Below are 18105 nucleotides of genomic sequence, written 5' to 3'. Positions count from 1 at the left end.
CAAATCGTTCCTTCAATTATTCTGCATATATGTGGAGAGAACATATGCTCTATCAGAGCAAGCCTCGCACTTTTAAAAGGATTGGCAAACAGCCATCCAAGCGCCGCGGACCATAGTTAGCACGCGACGCAGTGTAAAGAGGGGAAGGTCAGTAAAGTCCACCCGAACCCGAATTGATTGCTCGGGTCGCTTGTGGCGATTGCGGCTGAACCGGCGATCCTTCACGATACTGATCCATACCAATAACTGAATAGCTATCCGATGGACCTGTTCCCGGCTTAAAAGCTTCCATGATGAGGTTTGGATCACCCTGATTGGTACGCATACCAGTTTTACGGTTAATCGCGATCAACGTCATGCCTTCTGGTACGCGGAAATCGACTTTTGGCGTACCGGCCAGAGCTTGAGTCATAAAGTCTTTGAACACCGGAGCAGCCAAACCGCCACCCGTACCACCGCGACCCAGTGGTGTTGGTGTGTCATAGCCCATGAAGACGCCAACAACGAGATCAGGAGTAAAGCCAACAAACCAAGCATCTTTTTCGTCGTTTGTCGTACCTGTCTTACCAGCCAGCGGACGGTCGAGGCTCTTTAGCAACTGTGCTGTACCGCGCTGAACGACGCCTTCCATCATTGATGTAATCTGGTAAGCGGTCATCGGATCAAGAACCTGATCGCGATTATCGATCAATGTCGGCTCTTCCTGCCCCGACCATTGCTGCGCATTACAACCTTCACACTGACGCCCGTCATGTTTGAAGACTGTTTTGCCGTAACGATCCTGAATACGATCAATCATTGAAGGTGTAATACTCTGCCCGCCATTCGCGATGACCGAATAAGCCGTCACCATTCTCAGCACAGTGGTTTCACCAGCACCCAACGACATAGACAAAACTGGTAACATCTTGTCATAGATACCGAACCGCTCAGCATATTCCGCAACAGTCTTCATGCCCATGTCTTGCGCAAGACGAACGGTCATAACGTTACGCGATTGTTCAATGCCGTAGCGAAGTGTCGATGGACCAGAAAATTTGCCCGAATAGTTTTTCGGAGCCCACACCCCAAGCGCGCCGCCCTGATTAACTTCAAGAGGTCCATCAAGCACAACAGACGCAGGCGTATAGCCATTGTCGAGTGCCGCTGCATAAACGAATGGCTTGAATGAAGAGCCAGGCTGACGATAAGCCTGCGTTGCACGGTTAAACTCCGATTGCCCATACGAGAATCCGCCAACCATCGCAAGAACGCGGCCAGTGTGCGGATCCATAGCAACCATTGCGCCCTGAAGCTTTGGAGGCTGCTGCAGACGGAAACGTGATTCACCGTCACCAGCTTTGGACACATAGACGATATCTCCGGTTTTCAAGACACCTTCCGGAGACTTGGCGCTACCGCGCTTACCGTCGATATTGGTAACACGCATCGCCCACTTCATGTCATCAGCAGCAATGAACCCCCGCTTGCGCTCTTTTCCGCGGAAACCAGAACCGTCAATAGCAGGCTGCAAACCAATGTCGGCGCCAGCACCAGATACATTTAGAACAACAGCCAACTGCCATTCTGGCACGTCTTCAAATGACTGCATATCGCCAAATGCCGCCGCCCAGTCACTGCCCAGCTCGGCATGTTTCAGAGGGCCGCGCCAGCCACGCGCTTCATCGTAGCGCAGAAGAGCAGTTTGCAGCGACTTACGTGCTTCGGTCTGCATCGTAGGATTAAGTGTTGTACGAACAGACAGGCCACCTTCATACAGCGCATCAACACCGTATTTCTGGATAATCTGACGGCGTACTTCTTCACTAAAATATTCAGAAGCAAAGAGATAATGAGTTGCCGTCCGTGGGTTTACACCAAGCGGCTGCTTCTTAGCTTCATCAGCTTCCTGCGTCGTAATATAGCCGTTCTCAGCCATACGATCGATAACCCAGTTGCGCCGTTCCATCGCGCGATCCGGGTAACGGAATGGGTGATAATTGTTGGGGCCTTTTGGCAGCGCAGCCAGATAAGCGGCATCCGCAATGCTCAATTCACCGACTGACTTGTCGAAATAGGTTAGTGCAGCGCTAGCGATACCATAGGAACCAAGACCAAAGAAAATTTCATTGAGGTAAAGCTCTAAAATGCGGTCTTTCGAGTAGGCCTGCTCGATACGCATCGCAAGAATCGCTTCTTTTATTTTGCGATCGTAAGTCTGATTTGAACTCAAAAGGAAATTTTTCGCGACCTGCTGTGTGATCGTCGAAGCGCCAACGGGTCGGCGACCGGATCCCATATTCTTCACATTGGTCACCACCGCCCGAGCGAGGCCACCAAAATCAAGACCATGATGCTCATAGAAGGTTTTATCTTCTGCAGAAATAAAGGCAGCTTTTACACGATTTGGCACCGCTTGGATTGGCAGATACATCCGCCTTTCCCGTGCATATTCAGCCATCAGACTACCGTCAGATGCGTGAACGCGCGTCATGACAGGAGGCTCGTATTTTGCGAGCACTTCGTAGTCAGGCAACTCTTTGGTTACACTCCCGATATAAACAGCAACTCCGCCAGCTACAATGAGCGCGAAAACTGTACCTATACCGAAGAAATATCCGATAAGCCTTACCATAGATGCGGAATCCTGCCTTCAGATCGTTCGAAAAATTAGGGAGCAACTAACAATCATGCTCGTTAATCAGCGCCATTTCGGCAATAGGTGGTTACTGACCAGCAAATGCGTCAAAGGCAAGATCATTTCCAAGTTTTTACCGATTTAAAGTCATACAAACGCGTACCGACAATAAAAATACGTAAAACTGTTGCATGCATGCATCTTATAAGCGGGGAGAAATATCAACCCCCACTAAACATTACATTATTTTAACCTCGCGACAAAGTCCCAGGGTGCTTTTGCAATTCAAACGCCTTTATTGCCGTCGCAATGCGATCTGCCAGCTTGCGACGCCATTGCGGATTACTGATGAGTTTCTCATCTTCCGCATTTGAAAGATAACCGATCTCGATCAACACTGACGGCACATCCGGCGCACGCAGCACTTGAAAACCAGCAAACCGATGCGGATTGTTGATCAGGTTAACTTCACCTTGCAAGGCTCCGATCACTTTCTCAGCAAAGCTCAGCGAAAACGTATGCGTTTCGCGACGTGTGAGATCGAGCAGAATATCGGCAACTTCAGGTAGCTCTTCAGGAACAGCACCACCAATGCTATCCGACTTATTTTCACGCTCAGCCATCGCGCGTGCGACGGAGTCAGATGCCTTGTCAGAGATTGTATAAACAGTAGCGCCCCGGATATCACCCTGATTGATCGTATCCGCGTGGATAGAAATGAAAAGGTCAGCTGAATATTGTCGCGCAAGACGCACCCGTTCTGACAAACGCAGGAACGTGTCATCATCGCGGGTCATTAAAACCTTTATGTTGCTTTCTTTAGCGAGACGATCACGTAACTCCTCACCGAATGCGAGCGTCAAATCCTTCTCTTTAATACCGCTCAGGCTTTCTGCACCGCTATCAATGCCGCCATGCCCCGGATCAATCATCACGATAAACGGACGCGGTTCACTATCGATCGAAGGTGACGCAACTTTTAGGCTCGTCGATCCGGTTACATCGTGTGGTGCCGCAAGCTTCGCTTCAAATTGCTGATCGGACGTCGCCACGATGTCTGCAACAAGACGATATCCTGACGTCGTTTCGTTTTTAATCACCTGAACGTTTTCAACATCAAACGGACCGCGCAATGTCAGAATGAGGCGCGAGCGATTCTTGCCAATAGAACCATAGCGCACACGCGAGACAATCCCCCTCGCCGCCAGGCTGTTTTCATCAAAACCAAAGCGCGTTTCAGGAAGGTCAAAAACCAGCCTATGAGGATTAGCCAAAAGGAGTGTCGAAAATTTCGGCTCCTGATCAAACATCACAACAACGCGCATACGCAAATCATCGCCAGCCATGCGATAGGTCAATGCAGACAGCGGCGCATTGCTGGCGGCCTTCGCCTGACTGATATGCAACAACGCAGCGCATAGCATCGCCAAAAGCACGAACATATTTCGCGCGTTCATTTTATTTCTGGCAATATTTTGCAGGCTCAGACAATGCATAGGTGTTCGCGATCTAAACATTATGAATTCATCGAAAGTTGGCCATTTTGGCCAAAGCATATGGATGCGTACATTTGATCAATCAAACCGTATCGAATTATGGTTAACAAAGGCTTTGATCCCGGCTTTTGACCAACAGCACAGGTCATTGCCCGTTCTATAATCACCTTTCGGCAAAATTGCGATCACGGTGTCAACTGATATTCATACTTGTCATAGCGCGAACGACGCCATAAAAGCTTAAATAGGCTTCGGAATAGCTGTCAGAATCGTTTGCCGGTTTTCAATACGGATCGCGACGAAAGATAGCTAAAACAGTGATGTATGGTATTCACTACCCCCTAGCCCGCACAGAATTCAGCGGAATACGGCATCCCCGCCGCCTCCGTTTTTTAATCGGCCGACTGCGCATGGATACGCGCTGTCGCCAGCGCTCTGAAAAGAGCAAACAGGTCGGCCCGGCTTTTTCGGGCCATGTATGAGGTCGTTTCGAACGGAACAGCTATGGGTCAAGCAAGACTGACCATTGCAAGCCTGAAGACCGTGATCGCCAGTTGGCCATCGCGCGCAAACACAGCAGCTTTTGTTCCGACGAACCCATTATCATCCGGCAGATGCTCCCCAGCCAGGACGACAGCCTTCAGGGTTTCGTCCGGCGCACGCGGCTTGCGTCTTATCGCCGGTAAGAAAGACAATTATGTCCAACAAAATGCTTATCGATGCCTCCCACCCGGAGGAGACGCGCGTTATCGTGACGCGCGGGAACAAAATTGAAGAATTCGACTTTGAGTCGGAACATAAGAAGCAACTGAAGGGAAATATCTATCTCGCACGCGTTACACGCGTCGAACCATCCCTTCAGGCTGCATTCGTGGAATATGGCGGCAATCGCCATGGCTTCCTTGCATTCTCTGAAATTCATCCTGATTATTATCAGATCCCGGTTGCTGATCGCCTTGCTCTGCTTGAAGCAGAAGCGAAAGCCGCGCGCGCCGAAGATGAGGACGAAGACGACGAACCAAAAGCAAAGAACAGTGATCGTTCGCGCCGTCATCGTCGTCGTGGCCGTCGCGATGGCCAGCATGGTAACTTTGCTAAAGACGGAGTGCCTGCTGCAGAGCCAGTTGGTCCGGCATTCGTAAATTACGTCGCGGGTACACCTGCCATCGCTTTGATGAAGCAGGCTGGTGATGTTGTTTCAGAATCTATCGAAGCCAACGATAGCGACAGTGACGACAACGAAGTCGAAAACGAAGAAGATATGGTTGAATCGGTTGGTTCCGAAGATGCCATGGAAGAGCTTCCATCGCATGTTCGCACCAATCGCCGTCAGTACAACATTCAGGAAGTGATTAAGCGCCGCCAGATCATTCTGGTTCAGGTGGTGAAGGAAGAGCGCGGCAATAAAGGCGCGGCTCTTACGACCTATTTGTCACTTGCAGGTCGTTATTCGGTGCTGATGCCAAACACTGCGCGCGGTGGTGGCATTTCGCGCAAAATCACCAATATTCAGGATCGCAAGCGTCTTAAGGATATCGTCAAAGAACTCGAAGTGCCGCAGGGCATGGGCGTGATCTTGCGTACCGCTGGTGCCAATCGCACAAAGCAGGAAGTCAGGCGCGACTACGAATACCTGATGCGTATGTGGGAAAATGTCCGCACGCTGACGCTGCAATCAACGGCTCCTTCGCTCGTTTATGAAGAAGGCAGTCTGATCAAGCGCTCGATCCGTGATCTCTACAACAAGGAAATCTCGGAAATTCTCGTTGCGGGTGAAACCGGCTACCGTGAAGCAAAAGAGTTCATGCGTATGCTGATGCCAACGCATGCCAAGGTTGTTCAGCCCTACCGCGAACAGGTTCCGATTTTCACGCGGTATGGTCTGGAAGCACAGCTTGATCGCATGCTTCTGCCGCAGGTTACGCTGAAATCTGGCGGTTATCTGATTATCAATCAGACCGAAGCTCTGGTTGCAATCGACGTCAACTCAGGTCGTTCGACCCGTGAACATTCGATTGAGGACACTGCACTTCAGACCAATCTGGAAGCGGCTGAAGAAGTCGCGCGTCAGCTTCGCTTGCGCGATCTTGCCGGTCTGATTGTCGTCGACTTCATCGACATGGAAGAAAAGCGCAACAACCGCGCTGTCGAAAAGAAGATGAAGGATTGTCTGAAAGACGATCGTGCCCGCATTCAGGTTGGCCGCATTTCGCATTTCGGCCTTCTCGAAATGTCGCGTCAGCGCATTCGTGCGTCGGTGCTCGAAAGCACGATGCAGGTGTGCCAGCATTGTGGTGGAACCGGACATGTTCGCTCCGACTCGTCCATGGCGCTGCATATCATTCGTGGCATTGAAGATTATCTTCTGCGCCATTCGGGCTATGACATCACTGTGCGCACTCCGGTTGCTTCGGCGCTTTACGTACTGAACAATAAGCGCGAATTGCTGGCAGAGCTTGAAGGCCGTTTCGGCGCTGCAATCAGCATTGATGCCGACGATAGCGTGGGCCATCAGCATTTTGTCATCGACAAGGGTGCGCCATCGACGCGTCCAATCACAATTCATCCTGCTGCACCAATCGTCTATGAAGATGATCTGAACGATCCGGATATTCCGCTGGATGAGGATGAGGCCGAAGAAGAAATCGCCGCCGAGGCACCTGCTCGCGAAGAAAGCAGCGAAGAAGGCGATCGCAAGCGCCGTAAGCGTCGCCGTCGTCGTGGTGGTCGCGATCGTGAAGGTGGTGAGCAGTCTGCACAGGCGGATTCCGGTTCGGAAGCCTCGGACGACGATGATGATGAAGACAAATTATCGCCGAGCAATGGTTCGTTGAGCGAAGAAGATCGTCGCAAGAAGCGTCGTCGTGGTCGCCGCGGAGGTCGCAAAAATCGTCGTGAGGATGACTTTCACGCTAAGAAAGTTCCTGATCCAGAGTTTGTTGGCTATACGCCAGTCATTCCTTCACGGGTTGAGAAAAAGGCTGCTGAAGTCGTTGCCAACGAAGTGGTGGCGGTCGAAACCGTAACGGTTGAAGCGCCAGTAGCAGTTGAACCAACTGCTGTTGTTGAAGCAGACGAAAACGCTGCAAAGCCGGCACGCAAGCCGCGTGGTCGCAAGGCTGCAAAGAGCGAAGAAGCTGCGAATGACGATGTTGTTGCGGCGGATCCGGTCGAAGAACAAGCCAAACCTGCGCGCAAGACGCGTGGTCGCAAGAAGGTCACTGAAGAAGACGTAACCGCAGAAGTCGCCGTCGCTGCGGAAGAGGTTGAGGCTGCAAAGCCGAAGCGCCGTACCCGCAAAGCGGCTGCTAAGACAGAAGCCGAAGACGTGTCAATTGAAGCGGAAGTCGCAGCTGTTGAGGAACCAAAGAAGGTTGCAGAACCTGAAAAGGTCACCGAGCCTGTGGTTACGTCCAGTGAAACAGAGGAACAGAAGCCAAAGCGCGGCGGCTGGTGGCAGAAAAAGGGATTTTTCTAAACCCAGCCACACTCTGATGTAGAATATAAGAAAACCGGCGGAAACGCCGGTTTTCTTTTAGGTTTAGAGCGCGCTCCGAAAAGTTTGAAGCGCTCTGGTGTTTTATGGTCAGGCCTTTTGCTGTGGCAGCCAAGCTTCAAGACGACGTACCACTTCCTCTATTTCCTCAATGCTGCCCGCATAAGAAAATCGCATAGTTCGATGACCATCAATCGGATCAAAATCGCGACCCGGTGTGGCGGCAATATTGGTTTCAGCGATCATCTGACGTGCAAATTCCATGCTGTCATTGGTGAAGCGAGAAACATCACAATAGGCGTAGAATGCGCCATCCATCGGTGCAGCAAGGCTCAATCCCATTGTTGGAAGATGATCGAGCAGGATTTTGCGGTTCTGGCGATAGCGATCTTTCACGCGCTCAAGCTCAGCGGTCGCATTGAATGCTTCGATTGCAGCGCGCTGCGAAAGTTCAGGCGCTGAAATATAAAGGCTCTGACCGAGGCACTCGATTGCCCGCACATCAGCTTCCGGCAACACCATCCAGCCAATGCGCCAACCGGTCATGCAATAATATTTTGAGAACGAGTTGATGATCGTCACATCATCTGAAATCTGCAAAGCAGTTACATCTTCGGCTTCATAAGAAAGGCGGTGATAAATTTCATCCGAAATAACGCGAATGCCGAGTTCCTGCGCTGTTTCAATGATTGCCTTGAGTTCTGGTTTGTCTATCACGGCACCCGTTGGGTTGGCCGGGCTTGCAAAAAGCACGCCCTTCAACGGCTTTTCCGCATGAGCAGCTGCCAATGCCTGAGCGGTCAGTGCACCTGATGCGCCGCCTTCATTGGCGATTTCAACCACTTCAAGGCCAAGCGCCGTCAGAATGTTGCGATAGGCCGGATAACCCGGACGCGTGATTGCAACACGGTCGCCCGGATCGAAATAGACCAGAAATGCCAGATTAAACGCAGCCGATGAGCCTGTGGTAATCGCAATACGCTGAGGCGAAACAGATACGCCATAGCACTGCGCATAATGCGCAGCAATCGCCTCACGCAGTTCGATGAGACCAAGTGCATCGGTGTAACCGATGCGACCATCTTTCAGGGCGCGTTCCGCAGCCAGCCGCACAATTTGCGGCGCAGGGTCTGCTGGCTGGCCTACTGCCATCGAAATTATCGGATGGCCCGCCGCACGACGACGATTGGCCTCCGCCAGAACATCCATGGCGTGAAACGGTTCGACCGCGCTTCGGTGTGAAAGAGTATTCAACTTAGTCTCCAAAATGCAGGGAATGCAATGTTACTCCCTCGCCCTATAATCGCCGAATTGGTAAAGCAACAGCGGCTTTGGTAAAAACAGCGATGAAGATTGAGATAAAGCCCTTAAAGTAGATTTGACCTTTAAGATTCGCATCATTTTCTTTTAAGCAGGATGAGAGGCATAATGGGGAGCATGTCTGCAACTTTTCCGATGGAAGCGTTTTCTTTCCGCCGCGTCATCCGCCGTTCCGTAGCCGCTTTTGCGGCACTTGCTATCGGCGTTACGGGCGTATTGCCTGCACAGGCTCAGTCACGTGGTGGTGGCGTTCCGGTTGTGCGTGATGCTGAGATTGAAGCGCTTGTTGCGGATTATGCTGGACCAATCCTTAAAGCAGCTAATCTGGGTGGACGCGGTGTCCGCGTCATTCTCGTCAATTCCCAAAGCTTCAATGCTTTTGTTGATGGACGCCGTATTTTCATCAATACCGGCGCAATCATGCAGTCCGAAACGCCCAATGAAATTATCGGCGTAATTGCACATGAAGCAGGCCATATTGCAGGCGGCCATCAGGACCGTTTGCGTGAACAATTAAGCCGTGCCCGCACGATGGCGGTTATCGGCATGTTGCTTGGCGTTGGCGTTGGCGTTGCGGGTGCAGCATCAGGCAGCAGCGGCGCTGCGGGTGCTGGCGGTGGCATTGCCATGGGTAGTAACGAAATGGCGATGCGCAGCCTGTTGAGCTATCAGCGCACTGAAGAAATCACTGCGGATCGTCTGGCGGTGAATTATCTCAATGCAACTGGCCAATCGACAAAAGGAATGCTCGATACATTCCAGCGGTTTGCTTCTGCCCTTTCGCTTTCAGGCACGCAGATCGATCAGTATCGCATCAGCCACCCGTTGCCGCGTGAACGCATAGCCAATCTGCAGGAGCTCGCAAAAAAGAGTCCAAATTACAACAAGACGGACTCAGCCGCTCTTCAGCTCAGACATGATATGGCGCGTGCTAAGATTGCTGCCTATTCTAACAATATGGGCGCATTGCAACGCATGTTTAAAGCCAATCCCGGTGGCTTGCCTGCGCGTTACGGCAGTGCAATCACAACTTACCTGAACGGCTCGGCGCGTTCCGCAATTCCGAAGTTCGAAGCGCTGATTAAAGAACAGCCAAAAAATCCGTATTTCCATGAAATGATGGGCGAAGTGCTGATCAAGGCCAACGACGCTCAAGGTGCTGCAAAAGCATTCCAGCGCGCCGTTGCGTTGGATACGCGCAAGTCACCATTGCTGCGGATGAGCTATGGTCGTGCTTTAATGCTGACCGGCACCAAAGCTAATATGCCGAATGCAATCAAGGAGCTAAAAGCAGGGATTGCAGCCGACCCCGAATTTCCGGGAGGATATGGTTATCTCGCACAGGCTTATGGCCAGTCTGGCGATATGGCGCGTGCTGATCTTGCAACGGCAGACATGAACTACTATTCCGGCAACCTACAGCAGGCCCAAATTTTTGCTATTCGCGCTCAAAAACAGATGAAACGGGGAACGCCCGACTGGCTGCGCGCGCAAGACATCATCAACGCCAAAACGAAGAAAAAATAATCCCCAGACATTCCAATTGAGAATGTCTGAGCAGTTTTTCAGAACGTAAGAAAGTGATCGATATGAAGAACGTAATTTTAGGCGGATTGGCAGGCGGCATCATTGGTGCCGGAGCCCTCGCTCTCGGCTATTATGCAGGAACTGAGAAGCATCCAGCGCCAGTTGCCCCGATTGAGGCGGCTGCGGCACCTGCGATGACCCAACAGGCTGTCGAAAGCATTGTGCGCAATTATTTGCTACAGAACCCGGAAATCATGGTCGAAGTGCAAACTGCCCTTGAAACTAAACAGGCAGAGGCAGCTCAAGAACAGGTGAAGCAGGTTCTGGCTTCCAGTCAGGATCAGCTTTTCAATCCTGCACATGACGCAGTGTTTGGTAATCCAGACGGTGACGTCACGGTTTATGAGTTTTTCGATTATAATTGCGGCTATTGCAAACGCGCCCTGCCCGACATGGAAGCGATCCTCAAAAACGATAAGAATGTTCGCTTCGTGATGAAGGAATTTCCGATCCTCGGACCAGACTCGATGCGCGCGCATGTTGTCGCGCAGGCTTTCAAAGCTTTGATGCCGGAAAAATATGTCGAGTATCATGAAGTTCTTTTAGGCGCACAGGAACGCGCAACCGAAGCCTCAGCTATCGCCGACGCAGTCAAGCTTGGTGCTGATGAAGTCCAGCTTCGCGAGAAGATGAAAGACCCTGCGATCACAAAAGCTTTCCAGGAAACCTATCAGCTCGCACAAAAGCTTAACATCACCGGAACGCCATCTTACATCATCGGAAACGATCTGGTGCCGGGTGCAATCGGTGCCGAAGGTCTGATCGAAAGAATCGCCGCTGCACGTACAGCTGATAAAAGCTGAGCCGATTAGGAGCGCGCCCTGCAGTTTTTCTTCAGGGCGCGATCCACTCGCCAAAACAAATAAGTGACTATTTTTGCCACAAATTGCATTCATTCCACAAAGAATAGCGGGAAAAACGCTGTGGTGTAACATTAGCATTAATTTAGAGGGTTTCAGCTTGCGTCTAACCTCTCTATATGGAATGCGAAGTGTAATCGAAATTTCGTAATAGGCCCGTAATCCATAACGGATGAACATGGTAAAAACGGTTTTTGTTTTGAACGGCCCCAATCTCAATCTTCTTGGGAAGCGCGAGCCGGGCATCTACGGTGTGGCAACGCTCGATGATATCGAAGCGAGCTGCAAACGCGAATCTGAACAACTGGGCCTTACTGTCGATTTTCGTCAGACGAATTACGAAGGTGATCTGGTCAGCTGGATTCAGGAAGCAGGCAATAAAAACGCCTATGTCCTGATAAACCCGGCTGCTTACAGTCATACTTCGGTTGCTATTCACGATGCAATCCGCTCGGCCAAGGTAACGGTTGTTGAGGTGCATCTGTCGAATATTCATGCGCGTGAAGCGTTCCGGCATCATTCCTATGTCTCCGCAGTCGCCAAGGGCGTTATCTGCGGCTTTGGCGCGGAAGGATACCTGCTCGGCCTGCGCGCACTCGCGGCAATTGCCAAAGAAGAAGAAAACAACGGGTAAGCGTAAAGGGGCCTGATATGTCCAGCAAAACTTCCGTCATCGATAAAGATACAATCCGCGATCTCGCGAACATTCTCAATGAAACCGACCTCACCGATATCGAAGTCGAACATGGTGAACTCCGCATTCGCGTTTCGCGCAATGTAACGGTTCAGGCAGCGGCAACTGTCATGCAGGCAGCACCGGTTGCTGCCGCTGCACCTGTTGCTACTGCTGCTGTAGCCACAGAGCCGACCAAAGCGGAACTTAGCAAGAATGCGGTTCCTTCACCAATGGTCGGCACGGCCTATCTCGCGCCCGCTCCTGGCGCACGCAACTTCATCGAAGTTGGCACACAGGTTAAGGAAGGCCAGACCCTTCTCATCATCGAAGCTATGAAGACAATGAACCAGATCGCCGCTCCACGTGCTGGCACGGTTAAGGCAATTCTGGTTGAAGATGCAGCGCCTGTTGAATTCGGCGAACCACTTGTCGTCATTGAATAAGACGACCCATTGGGTCATTAGAGCGTGTCGCACCCTATGGTATCCTCAACACTCGCTCTATCTCTTTGTTTTTAAGCATGTCTTTATCTCAAAACCGGTTTCCACTTTTGAGAGACATGCTTTAGAATTCAGGCTTATTCAATGAACGGGCAGCAAAGCGCAATGTTTCAAAAGATACTCATAGCCAATCGTGGCGAAATCGCTCTTCGTGTGCTCAGGGCTTGTAAAGAACTGGGCATCAAGACGGTCGCAGTTCATTCCACGGCAGACGCCGATGCGATGCATGTTCGTCTTGCTGACGAAAGCGTGTGCATTGGACCGCCTCCATCACGCGACAGCTACCTGAATATTCATCAAATCGTTGCCGCCTGTGAAATCACCGGCGCGGACGCAATCCATCCGGGCTACGGTTTCCTTTCCGAGAATGCCAAGTTCGCTGAGATTCTTGAAGCACATGGCATTACCTTCATCGGACCAACTTCTTCGCATATCCGTATCATGGGCGACAAGATTGAAGCCAAGCGCACCGCTAAGCGCCTCGGCATCCCAGTCGTTCCCGGTTCAGATGGTGGCGTAACCGACGAAGGCGAAGCCAAGCGCATCGCAAAAGAAATCGGCTATCCAGTCATCATCAAGGCATCTGCCGGTGGTGGTGGCCGCGGTATGAAGGTCGCGCGCACTGAAGATGATCTGGCCGTAGCACTTGCCACAGCGCGTACCGAAGCGGGTGCAGCTTTTGGTGATGATGCAGTTTACATCGAGAAATATCTCGAAAAGCCGCGTCACATCGAAGTACAGGTCATGGGCGATGGTGCCGGCAATGCAATCCATCTTGGCGAACGCGACTGCTCGTTGCAGCGTCGTCACCAGAAGGTCTGGGAAGAAGCCAATTCGCCAGCGTTGAATGCGGAAGCACGCGACAAGATCGGCATGATCTGTGCCAATGCTGTGGCCGATATGGGCTATCGCGGCGCAGGCACGATCGAATTTCTCTATGAAAACGGCGAGTTCTATTTCATCGAAATGAACACCCGTCTTCAGGTGGAGCATCCAGTCACTGAAGCTATTACCGGCATCGACCTCGTTCACGAGCAGATCCGCGTAGCAGCTGGTCTCGGCCTTTCCGTCAAGCAGAGCGATGTTCGCTTCCATGGCCATGCCATTGAATGCCGCATCAATGCTGAAGATCCGCGCAACTTCACGCCTTCACCGGGCTTGATCACCCATTATCATACGCCGGGTGGCCTTGGCATCCGTGTGGATTCGGGCGTTTACTCCGGATACCGCATTCCGCCATATTACGATAGCCTCATCGGCAAGCTGATCGTACACGGCCGCAACCGTGTTGAATGCATGATGCGTCTGCGTCGCGCACTTGATGAGTTCGTGGTCGATGGTGTCAAGACGACCCTGCCCCTTTTCCAGGACCTGATTTCCAATCAGGACATTGCTAATGGTGATTATGATATCCATTGGCTGGAGAAGTATCTGGCTCAGCAGTCAGAAACATCAGGTGCATAAGTAAATTGACCGCAGGAGCTTCCCCGGACGACTATTCAATCGACCCGGAATTGCTCCTGCGGGCCTATGCCACCGGGGTTTTCCCTATGGCAGAAGAAGCGGACGATCCCGAGATTTTCTGGGTTCGACCTGATAAGCGCGGCATCATCCCGCTTGATGGCTTTCACGTTCCGAAAAGCCTGCAAAAAACTATCCGACAAGCTGTTTTTGAAATTAAGCTCGACAGTGATTTTGAGGGCGTTATCGACGGCTGCGCGTGTGGCTCCGGCGAACGTGCGCGAACATGGATCAACGCTCCCATCCGCGAGGCCTATGGTAAGCTTTTTGAGGCTGGTCATTGCCACACGGTTGAAGCATGGCATGACGGTCAGCTGGTTGGCGGGCTATATGGCGTAACGCTGGGCCGCGCTTTCTTCGGCGAAAGCATGTTCACTCGCAAGCGCGACGCATCAAAGGTCTGCCTTGCTTATCTCGTTGAGCACCTGAAGAAACAGGGATTTGTGCTGCTGGATACGCAATTTACCACAGCCCACCTTGAGCGCTTTGGCGCAATCGAAGTGAAGCGCAAAAAATATGAAGCGCTTCTTGATGAAGCGCTTCAGGGCAATGCCATTTTTTAAATCTAATGATTACTTACGCTGATCCGGCGGTGGAACATCAGATTTCTGTTTACAGTCTTTCAGCCATACGTCATAGATCGGATGCTCAACGGCATTCAGACCCGGGCTATCAGCAAACATCCAGCCGGTGAAGATGCGACGAATCTTACGATCAAGCGTAATTTCATCAACTTCGACAAAACTATCGGTACGCGGAGTTTCGCTCTCGGTACGCGAATAGCAAACCTTCGGCGTTACCTGTAGCGCACCGAACTGCACGGTCTCATTAATATAAACGTCAAAGCTGGTAATACGGCCTGTGATCTTATCCAGCCCCGAAAACTCTGCAACGGGATTAGAAATACGCTCGGCATAAGCTGCATTGAAGCTGAACGAACCAACCAACAGCGCGAGCAAAGCAGCCTTAGATGTCTGCTTGAACCAGTTTTTACCGTTTATAGCCGTGCTGGGAGAATACTTCGTCAAAACGGATATCCGTATCAATCTGGTTAATTATAGCGCCGGGATAATTCCTAGGGATCAAATGTGACGATTCGTTGCCCAGTCGCAAGCAACAATGCCGTATCGTCACACAGCAGAGGCATATATCCTCAGCCCATTTACGCAAACCGCGCGCAATAAAAAACGGCATGAATAATCATGCCGTATTTTCTGCTTAATTAGTTACCCGGTGTCCAGGCGTCATATTCACCCGTAACGCGCGGACGTTCGCCCGGTGTTGTTCCCGGAATAGCAATCGCGCCCTTTGGACGATAAGCGAGTGGCGAACCTGTAAGGTTCTGCAAATGTGGCTTCTGCCAGTCACGTGGCTTGTAGTCTTCCTTGCTTGGCGGTGTATCAACGCGGTGATGAATCCACCCATGCCAGCCCGGAGGGATCGAGCTTGCTTCTGCATAACCGTTGAAAATCACCCAGCGACGGGTACGACCTTCAGAGTCTTTGCCACCCTGATAGTAGATATTACCAAACTCATCTTCGCCAACCCGTTCGCCTTTGCGCCAGGTATGAAGGCGGGTGCCAAGCGTCTGGCTATTCCACCACGTGAAGACTTGCGTAATAAATGTTTTCATGACCTATCCAGATCCGTTATTGCCACAGGCAGAATAACTGCCGGGTTTTGAACGCTTATGGCCCTATCAAAGGCACAAGGCAAGGGGCAAGTTGCCGCTGTCACAAGAGTATGATGCAGCAGCAAAGAGTTGCTACATGCTCCAGCCTTCAAGAGACTTTTCCATAATCAGCACTGGCTCTTTGCAATTGGGATCGCCCCAATCTTCGCTGCGGCCGACCTGCGCATAGCCTTTACGCTCGTAAAAACGAACAGACTTTACGTTGCGCTCGATGACTTCAAGATGCATCGTATTAACGCCGGGAAAAGCCATTTCAATTTCCGCCAGAAGCATCGTACCGATGCCCTGAACCTGCGTCTCAGGCCGAACGTAAAGCTGATGAAGCGAGGCTTTTCCTTCTCCGGTCTGACTTGCAAAAGCCATCCCGTCGATACCGCCCTCACCGTTGTCTGCAACGATGAATTCCGAATATGGCTTCTTGAGATTGGCCTTGAGTGCTGCAACAGAATGCCATTGGCCAGTGACGGCATTCACCGTCTCCTGACCAAGAATATCATCGAAAGTCGCATGCCAAGTTGAAACCAGCAATTCGTGCACAGCCTTCAGATCCGCTTCACTGGCGCTGCGAACCCACATTATTCTTCAATCCCGAGCTTGGACTTAACCAGATCGTTAACGGCCTGCGGGTTAGCCTTGCCGCCCGTAGCCTTCATCACCTGTCCAACAAACCAGCCAGCCATGCTTGGCTTTTCCTTGGCCTGCTGAGCCTTTTCCGGGTTGGCTGCAATGATGTCGTCAACAGCCTTCTCAATCGCGCCGGTATCAGTCACCTGCTTCATGCCGCGATCTTCGACAATCTGCTTCGGTTCACCACCTTCGTTCCAGACGATTTCAAACAATTCCTTGGCGATCTTGCCGGAAATTGTACCGTCCTTAATCAGATCAATGATCGCACCGAGCTGTGCAGGCGTAACAGGCGATTCTTCAATGTCCTTGCCCGCCTTGTTCAGCGCACCAAGAAGATCGTTGATGACCCAGTTTGCCGCCAGTTTGCCATCACGACCATCACAAACGACTTCGTAATAATCGGCAATGGCTTTTTCACTGACGAGAATCGACGCGTCGTAAACCGAGATGCCGAGCTTTTCGACAAAGCGATCTTTCTTGACGTCTGGTAATTCCGGCAGATCAGCAGCGAGTGCATCAACAAATGCCTGATCAAATTCAAGCGGCAGCAAGTCTGGATCCGGAAAATAGCGATAGTCATGCGCTTCTTCCTTGGAGCGCATCGAACGAGTTTCACCCTTCACCGGATCAAACAGACGTGTTTCCTGATCGATAGAACCGCCGTCTTCCAGAATAGCAATCTGGCGACGTGCTTCATATTCAATTGCCTGACCAACAAAGCGGATCGAGTTGACATTCTTGATTTCGCAGCGTGTTCCGAACTCACCGCCCGGACGACGAACGGAAACGTTCACGTCGGCACGCATAGAGCCTTCATCCATGTTGCCGTCGCAAGTGCCAAGATAGCGGACAATCGTGCGCAGCTTGGTCAGATAAGCACGCGCTTCATCCGATGAGCGCAGATCAGGCTTGGAAACGATTTCCATCAGCGCCACGCCAGAGCGATTCAGATCTACATAGGACATGGTCGGATGCTGATCATGGATCGACTTACCCGCATCCTGTTCCAGATGCAAACGCTCAATACCAATCTCAACGTCTTCGAACTGGCCCTTATTGTCGGGACCAACCGAGATCATGATCTTGCCTTCGCCAATGATTGGCTGCTTGAACTGCGAAATCTGATAGCCCTGCGGCAGATCTGGATAGAAGTAGTTCTTACGGTCGAAAACCGACTTCAAATTGACCTGTGCGTTGAGACCAATGCCGGTACGCACAGCCTGCTTGACGCATTCAATATTGATCACCGGCAACATGCCCGGCATCGCAGCATCGACCAAAGACACATTGGCATTCGGCTCCGCGCCGAACGCTGTGGACGAACCGGAGAAGAGCTTCGATTCGGAGGTGACCTGTGCGTGGACTTCCATGCCAATGACGACTTCCCAGTCGCCGGTGGCGCCAGAGATGAAGCGTTTCGGTTCTGGTGTGCGCGTATCAATAAGGGTCATGCTGGCTCGCAAATATTCGGATTGAGCTAAAAACTGATTGATTACTGGCTAGAGCAAACCCCTATAGGATGCAAGCTTTTCGGCCAGTCAATTAGAGCACATCCCGAAAAGTGGGAACCGGTTTTCGGAACTAGATGTGCATAAAAACAAAAAGATAGAGCACTTTTTCTGATTCAATCAAAAATGGAAATGCTCTAGCCGTGGTCAAACAGAAAAGGCCGCGCAATGCGCGGCCAATTCCATATTCACGTCAGAGAGAGA

15 protein-coding genes are annotated in these 18105 nt (G+C 51.4%); 7 read left to right on the top strand and 8 right to left on the bottom strand.

Features of this window, described 5'->3' with window-relative positions:
* Nucleotides 1-148: 148 nt before the first annotated feature.
* The 3 genes from RI570_RS11080 to RI570_RS11070 form a co-directional block, all read right to left on the bottom strand.
* Nucleotides 149-2614 (bottom strand): penicillin-binding protein 1A, encoded by a 2466-nt coding sequence (locus tag RI570_RS11080; protein WP_313828456.1) that lies wholly within the window; start codon nucleotides 2612-2614, stop codon nucleotides 149-151.
* A 251-nt stretch (nucleotides 2615-2865) separates the two neighbouring features.
* The gene (locus tag RI570_RS11075) at nucleotides 2866-4113 is read right to left on the bottom strand and encodes an N-acetylmuramoyl-L-alanine amidase (protein ID WP_409558658.1); all 1248 of its coding nucleotides are present in this window, start codon (nucleotides 4111-4113) and stop codon (nucleotides 2866-2868) included.
* 509 nt (nucleotides 4114-4622) lie between these two features.
* Nucleotides 4623-4808 carry a hypothetical protein gene (locus tag RI570_RS11070; protein ID WP_313828454.1) on the bottom strand — a complete coding sequence of 62 codons (186 nt, stop codon included), beginning with the start codon at nucleotides 4806-4808 and terminating at the stop codon, nucleotides 4623-4625.
* 2 nt (nucleotides 4809-4810) lie between these two features.
* On the opposite strand from RI570_RS11070, the gene RI570_RS11065 reads away from it, so the two are divergent.
* Nucleotides 4811-7591, top strand: a complete 2781-nt coding sequence (locus RI570_RS11065; protein ID WP_313828453.1) for an Rne/Rng family ribonuclease — start codon at nucleotides 4811-4813, stop codon at nucleotides 7589-7591.
* Between the two features lie 108 nt (nucleotides 7592-7699).
* On the opposite strand, the gene RI570_RS11060 is transcribed toward RI570_RS11065, so the two are convergent.
* On the bottom strand, nucleotides 7700-8863 hold the full coding sequence (locus tag RI570_RS11060) for an aminotransferase class I/II-fold pyridoxal phosphate-dependent enzyme (RefSeq protein ID WP_313828452.1): 1164 nt from the start codon (nucleotides 8861-8863) through the stop codon (nucleotides 7700-7702).
* A gap of 174 nt (nucleotides 8864-9037) precedes the next feature.
* On the opposite strand from RI570_RS11060, the gene RI570_RS11055 reads away from it, so the two are divergent.
* The 6 genes from RI570_RS11055 to aat all read left to right on the top strand — a co-directional run bounded on the left by RI570_RS11055 (nucleotide 9038) and on the right by aat (nucleotide 14636).
* A complete protein-coding gene (locus tag RI570_RS11055) occupies nucleotides 9038-10456 on the top strand; it encodes a M48 family metalloprotease (protein ID WP_313828451.1) in 1419 nt (472 codons plus the stop codon).
* Between the two features lie 62 nt (nucleotides 10457-10518).
* Complete coding sequence (locus tag RI570_RS11050; protein WP_313828450.1) at nucleotides 10519-11319, top strand: DsbA family protein; 801 nt, start codon at nucleotides 10519-10521, stop codon at nucleotides 11317-11319.
* 235 nt (nucleotides 11320-11554) lie between these two features.
* Complete coding sequence (aroQ, locus tag RI570_RS11045) at nucleotides 11555-12010, top strand: type II 3-dehydroquinate dehydratase (protein WP_313828449.1); 456 nt, start codon at nucleotides 11555-11557, stop codon at nucleotides 12008-12010.
* 17 nt (nucleotides 12011-12027) lie between these two features.
* Nucleotides 12028-12495, top strand: a complete 468-nt coding sequence (accB, locus tag RI570_RS11040) for an acetyl-CoA carboxylase biotin carboxyl carrier protein (protein ID WP_313828448.1) — start codon at nucleotides 12028-12030, stop codon at nucleotides 12493-12495.
* A gap of 162 nt (nucleotides 12496-12657) precedes the next feature.
* Nucleotides 12658-14016: an acetyl-CoA carboxylase biotin carboxylase subunit gene (gene accC / locus RI570_RS11035; protein ID WP_313828447.1), complete on the top strand. Its 1359-nt coding sequence runs from the start codon at nucleotides 12658-12660 to the stop codon at nucleotides 14014-14016.
* 50 nt (nucleotides 14017-14066) lie between these two features.
* Nucleotides 14067-14636: a leucyl/phenylalanyl-tRNA--protein transferase gene (gene aat, locus RI570_RS11030; RefSeq protein WP_313828634.1), complete on the top strand. Its 570-nt coding sequence runs from the start codon at nucleotides 14067-14069 to the stop codon at nucleotides 14634-14636.
* A gap of 9 nt (nucleotides 14637-14645) precedes the next feature.
* Here the strand turns inward: aat and RI570_RS11025 are convergent, their stop codons facing one another.
* From RI570_RS11025 to gatB, 4 genes are all read right to left on the bottom strand, one after another.
* Nucleotides 14646-15116, bottom strand: coding sequence for a DUF2155 domain-containing protein (locus RI570_RS11025; RefSeq protein ID WP_313828633.1), 471 nt, complete (start codon nucleotides 15114-15116; stop codon nucleotides 14646-14648).
* A gap of 179 nt (nucleotides 15117-15295) precedes the next feature.
* A complete protein-coding gene (locus RI570_RS11020) occupies nucleotides 15296-15706 on the bottom strand; it encodes an NADH:ubiquinone oxidoreductase subunit NDUFA12 (RefSeq protein ID WP_313828446.1) in 411 nt (136 codons plus the stop codon).
* Between the two features lie 132 nt (nucleotides 15707-15838).
* Nucleotides 15839-16342 carry a GNAT family N-acetyltransferase gene (locus RI570_RS11015; RefSeq protein ID WP_313828445.1) on the bottom strand — a complete coding sequence of 168 codons (504 nt, stop codon included), beginning with the start codon at nucleotides 16340-16342 and terminating at the stop codon, nucleotides 15839-15841.
* Complete coding sequence (gene gatB, locus RI570_RS11010; RefSeq protein WP_313828444.1) at nucleotides 16342-17844, bottom strand: Asp-tRNA(Asn)/Glu-tRNA(Gln) amidotransferase subunit GatB; 1503 nt, start codon at nucleotides 17842-17844, stop codon at nucleotides 16342-16344. The genes RI570_RS11015 and gatB overlap by 1 nt, the downstream gene beginning before the upstream one ends.
* Nucleotides 17845-18105: the final 261 nt, after the last annotated feature.

This window comes from Brucella pseudogrignonensis, assembly GCF_032190615.1.
GTDB classification, from domain to species: domain Bacteria; phylum Pseudomonadota; class Alphaproteobacteria; order Rhizobiales; family Rhizobiaceae; genus Brucella; species Brucella pseudogrignonensis_B.
This window is presented reverse-complemented; position numbering and strand designations above follow the sequence as displayed.

What these genes read in the sequence shown, in the direction of transcription:
- RI570_RS11080 (WP_313828456.1), bottom strand. Translation starts at nt 2,614, where the DNA reads ATGGTAAGGCTTATCGGATATTTCTTCGGTATAGGTACAGTTTTCGCG.
- RI570_RS11075 (WP_409558658.1), bottom strand. Translation starts at nt 4,113, where the DNA reads ATGCATTGTCTGAGCCTGCAAAATATTGCCAGAAATAAAATGAACGCG.
- RI570_RS11065 (WP_313828453.1), top strand. Translation starts at nt 4,811, where the DNA reads ATGTCCAACAAAATGCTTATCGATGCCTCCCACCCGGAGGAGACGCGC.
- RI570_RS11055 (WP_313828451.1), top strand. Translation starts at nt 9,038, where the DNA reads ATGGGGAGCATGTCTGCAACTTTTCCGATGGAAGCGTTTTCTTTCCGC.
- RI570_RS11050 (WP_313828450.1), top strand. Translation starts at nt 10,519, where the DNA reads ATGAAGAACGTAATTTTAGGCGGATTGGCAGGCGGCATCATTGGTGCC.
- aroQ (WP_313828449.1), top strand. Translation starts at nt 11,555, where the DNA reads ATGGTAAAAACGGTTTTTGTTTTGAACGGCCCCAATCTCAATCTTCTT.
- accB (WP_313828448.1), top strand. Translation starts at nt 12,028, where the DNA reads ATGTCCAGCAAAACTTCCGTCATCGATAAAGATACAATCCGCGATCTC.
- accC (WP_313828447.1), top strand. Translation starts at nt 12,658, where the DNA reads ATGTTTCAAAAGATACTCATAGCCAATCGTGGCGAAATCGCTCTTCGT.
- RI570_RS11020 (WP_313828446.1), bottom strand. Translation starts at nt 15,706, where the DNA reads ATGAAAACATTTATTACGCAAGTCTTCACGTGGTGGAATAGCCAGACG.
- RI570_RS11015 (WP_313828445.1), bottom strand. Translation starts at nt 16,342, where the DNA reads ATGTGGGTTCGCAGCGCCAGTGAAGCGGATCTGAAGGCTGTGCACGAA.
- gatB (WP_313828444.1), bottom strand. Translation starts at nt 17,844, where the DNA reads ATGACCCTTATTGATACGCGCACACCAGAACCGAAACGCTTCATCTCT.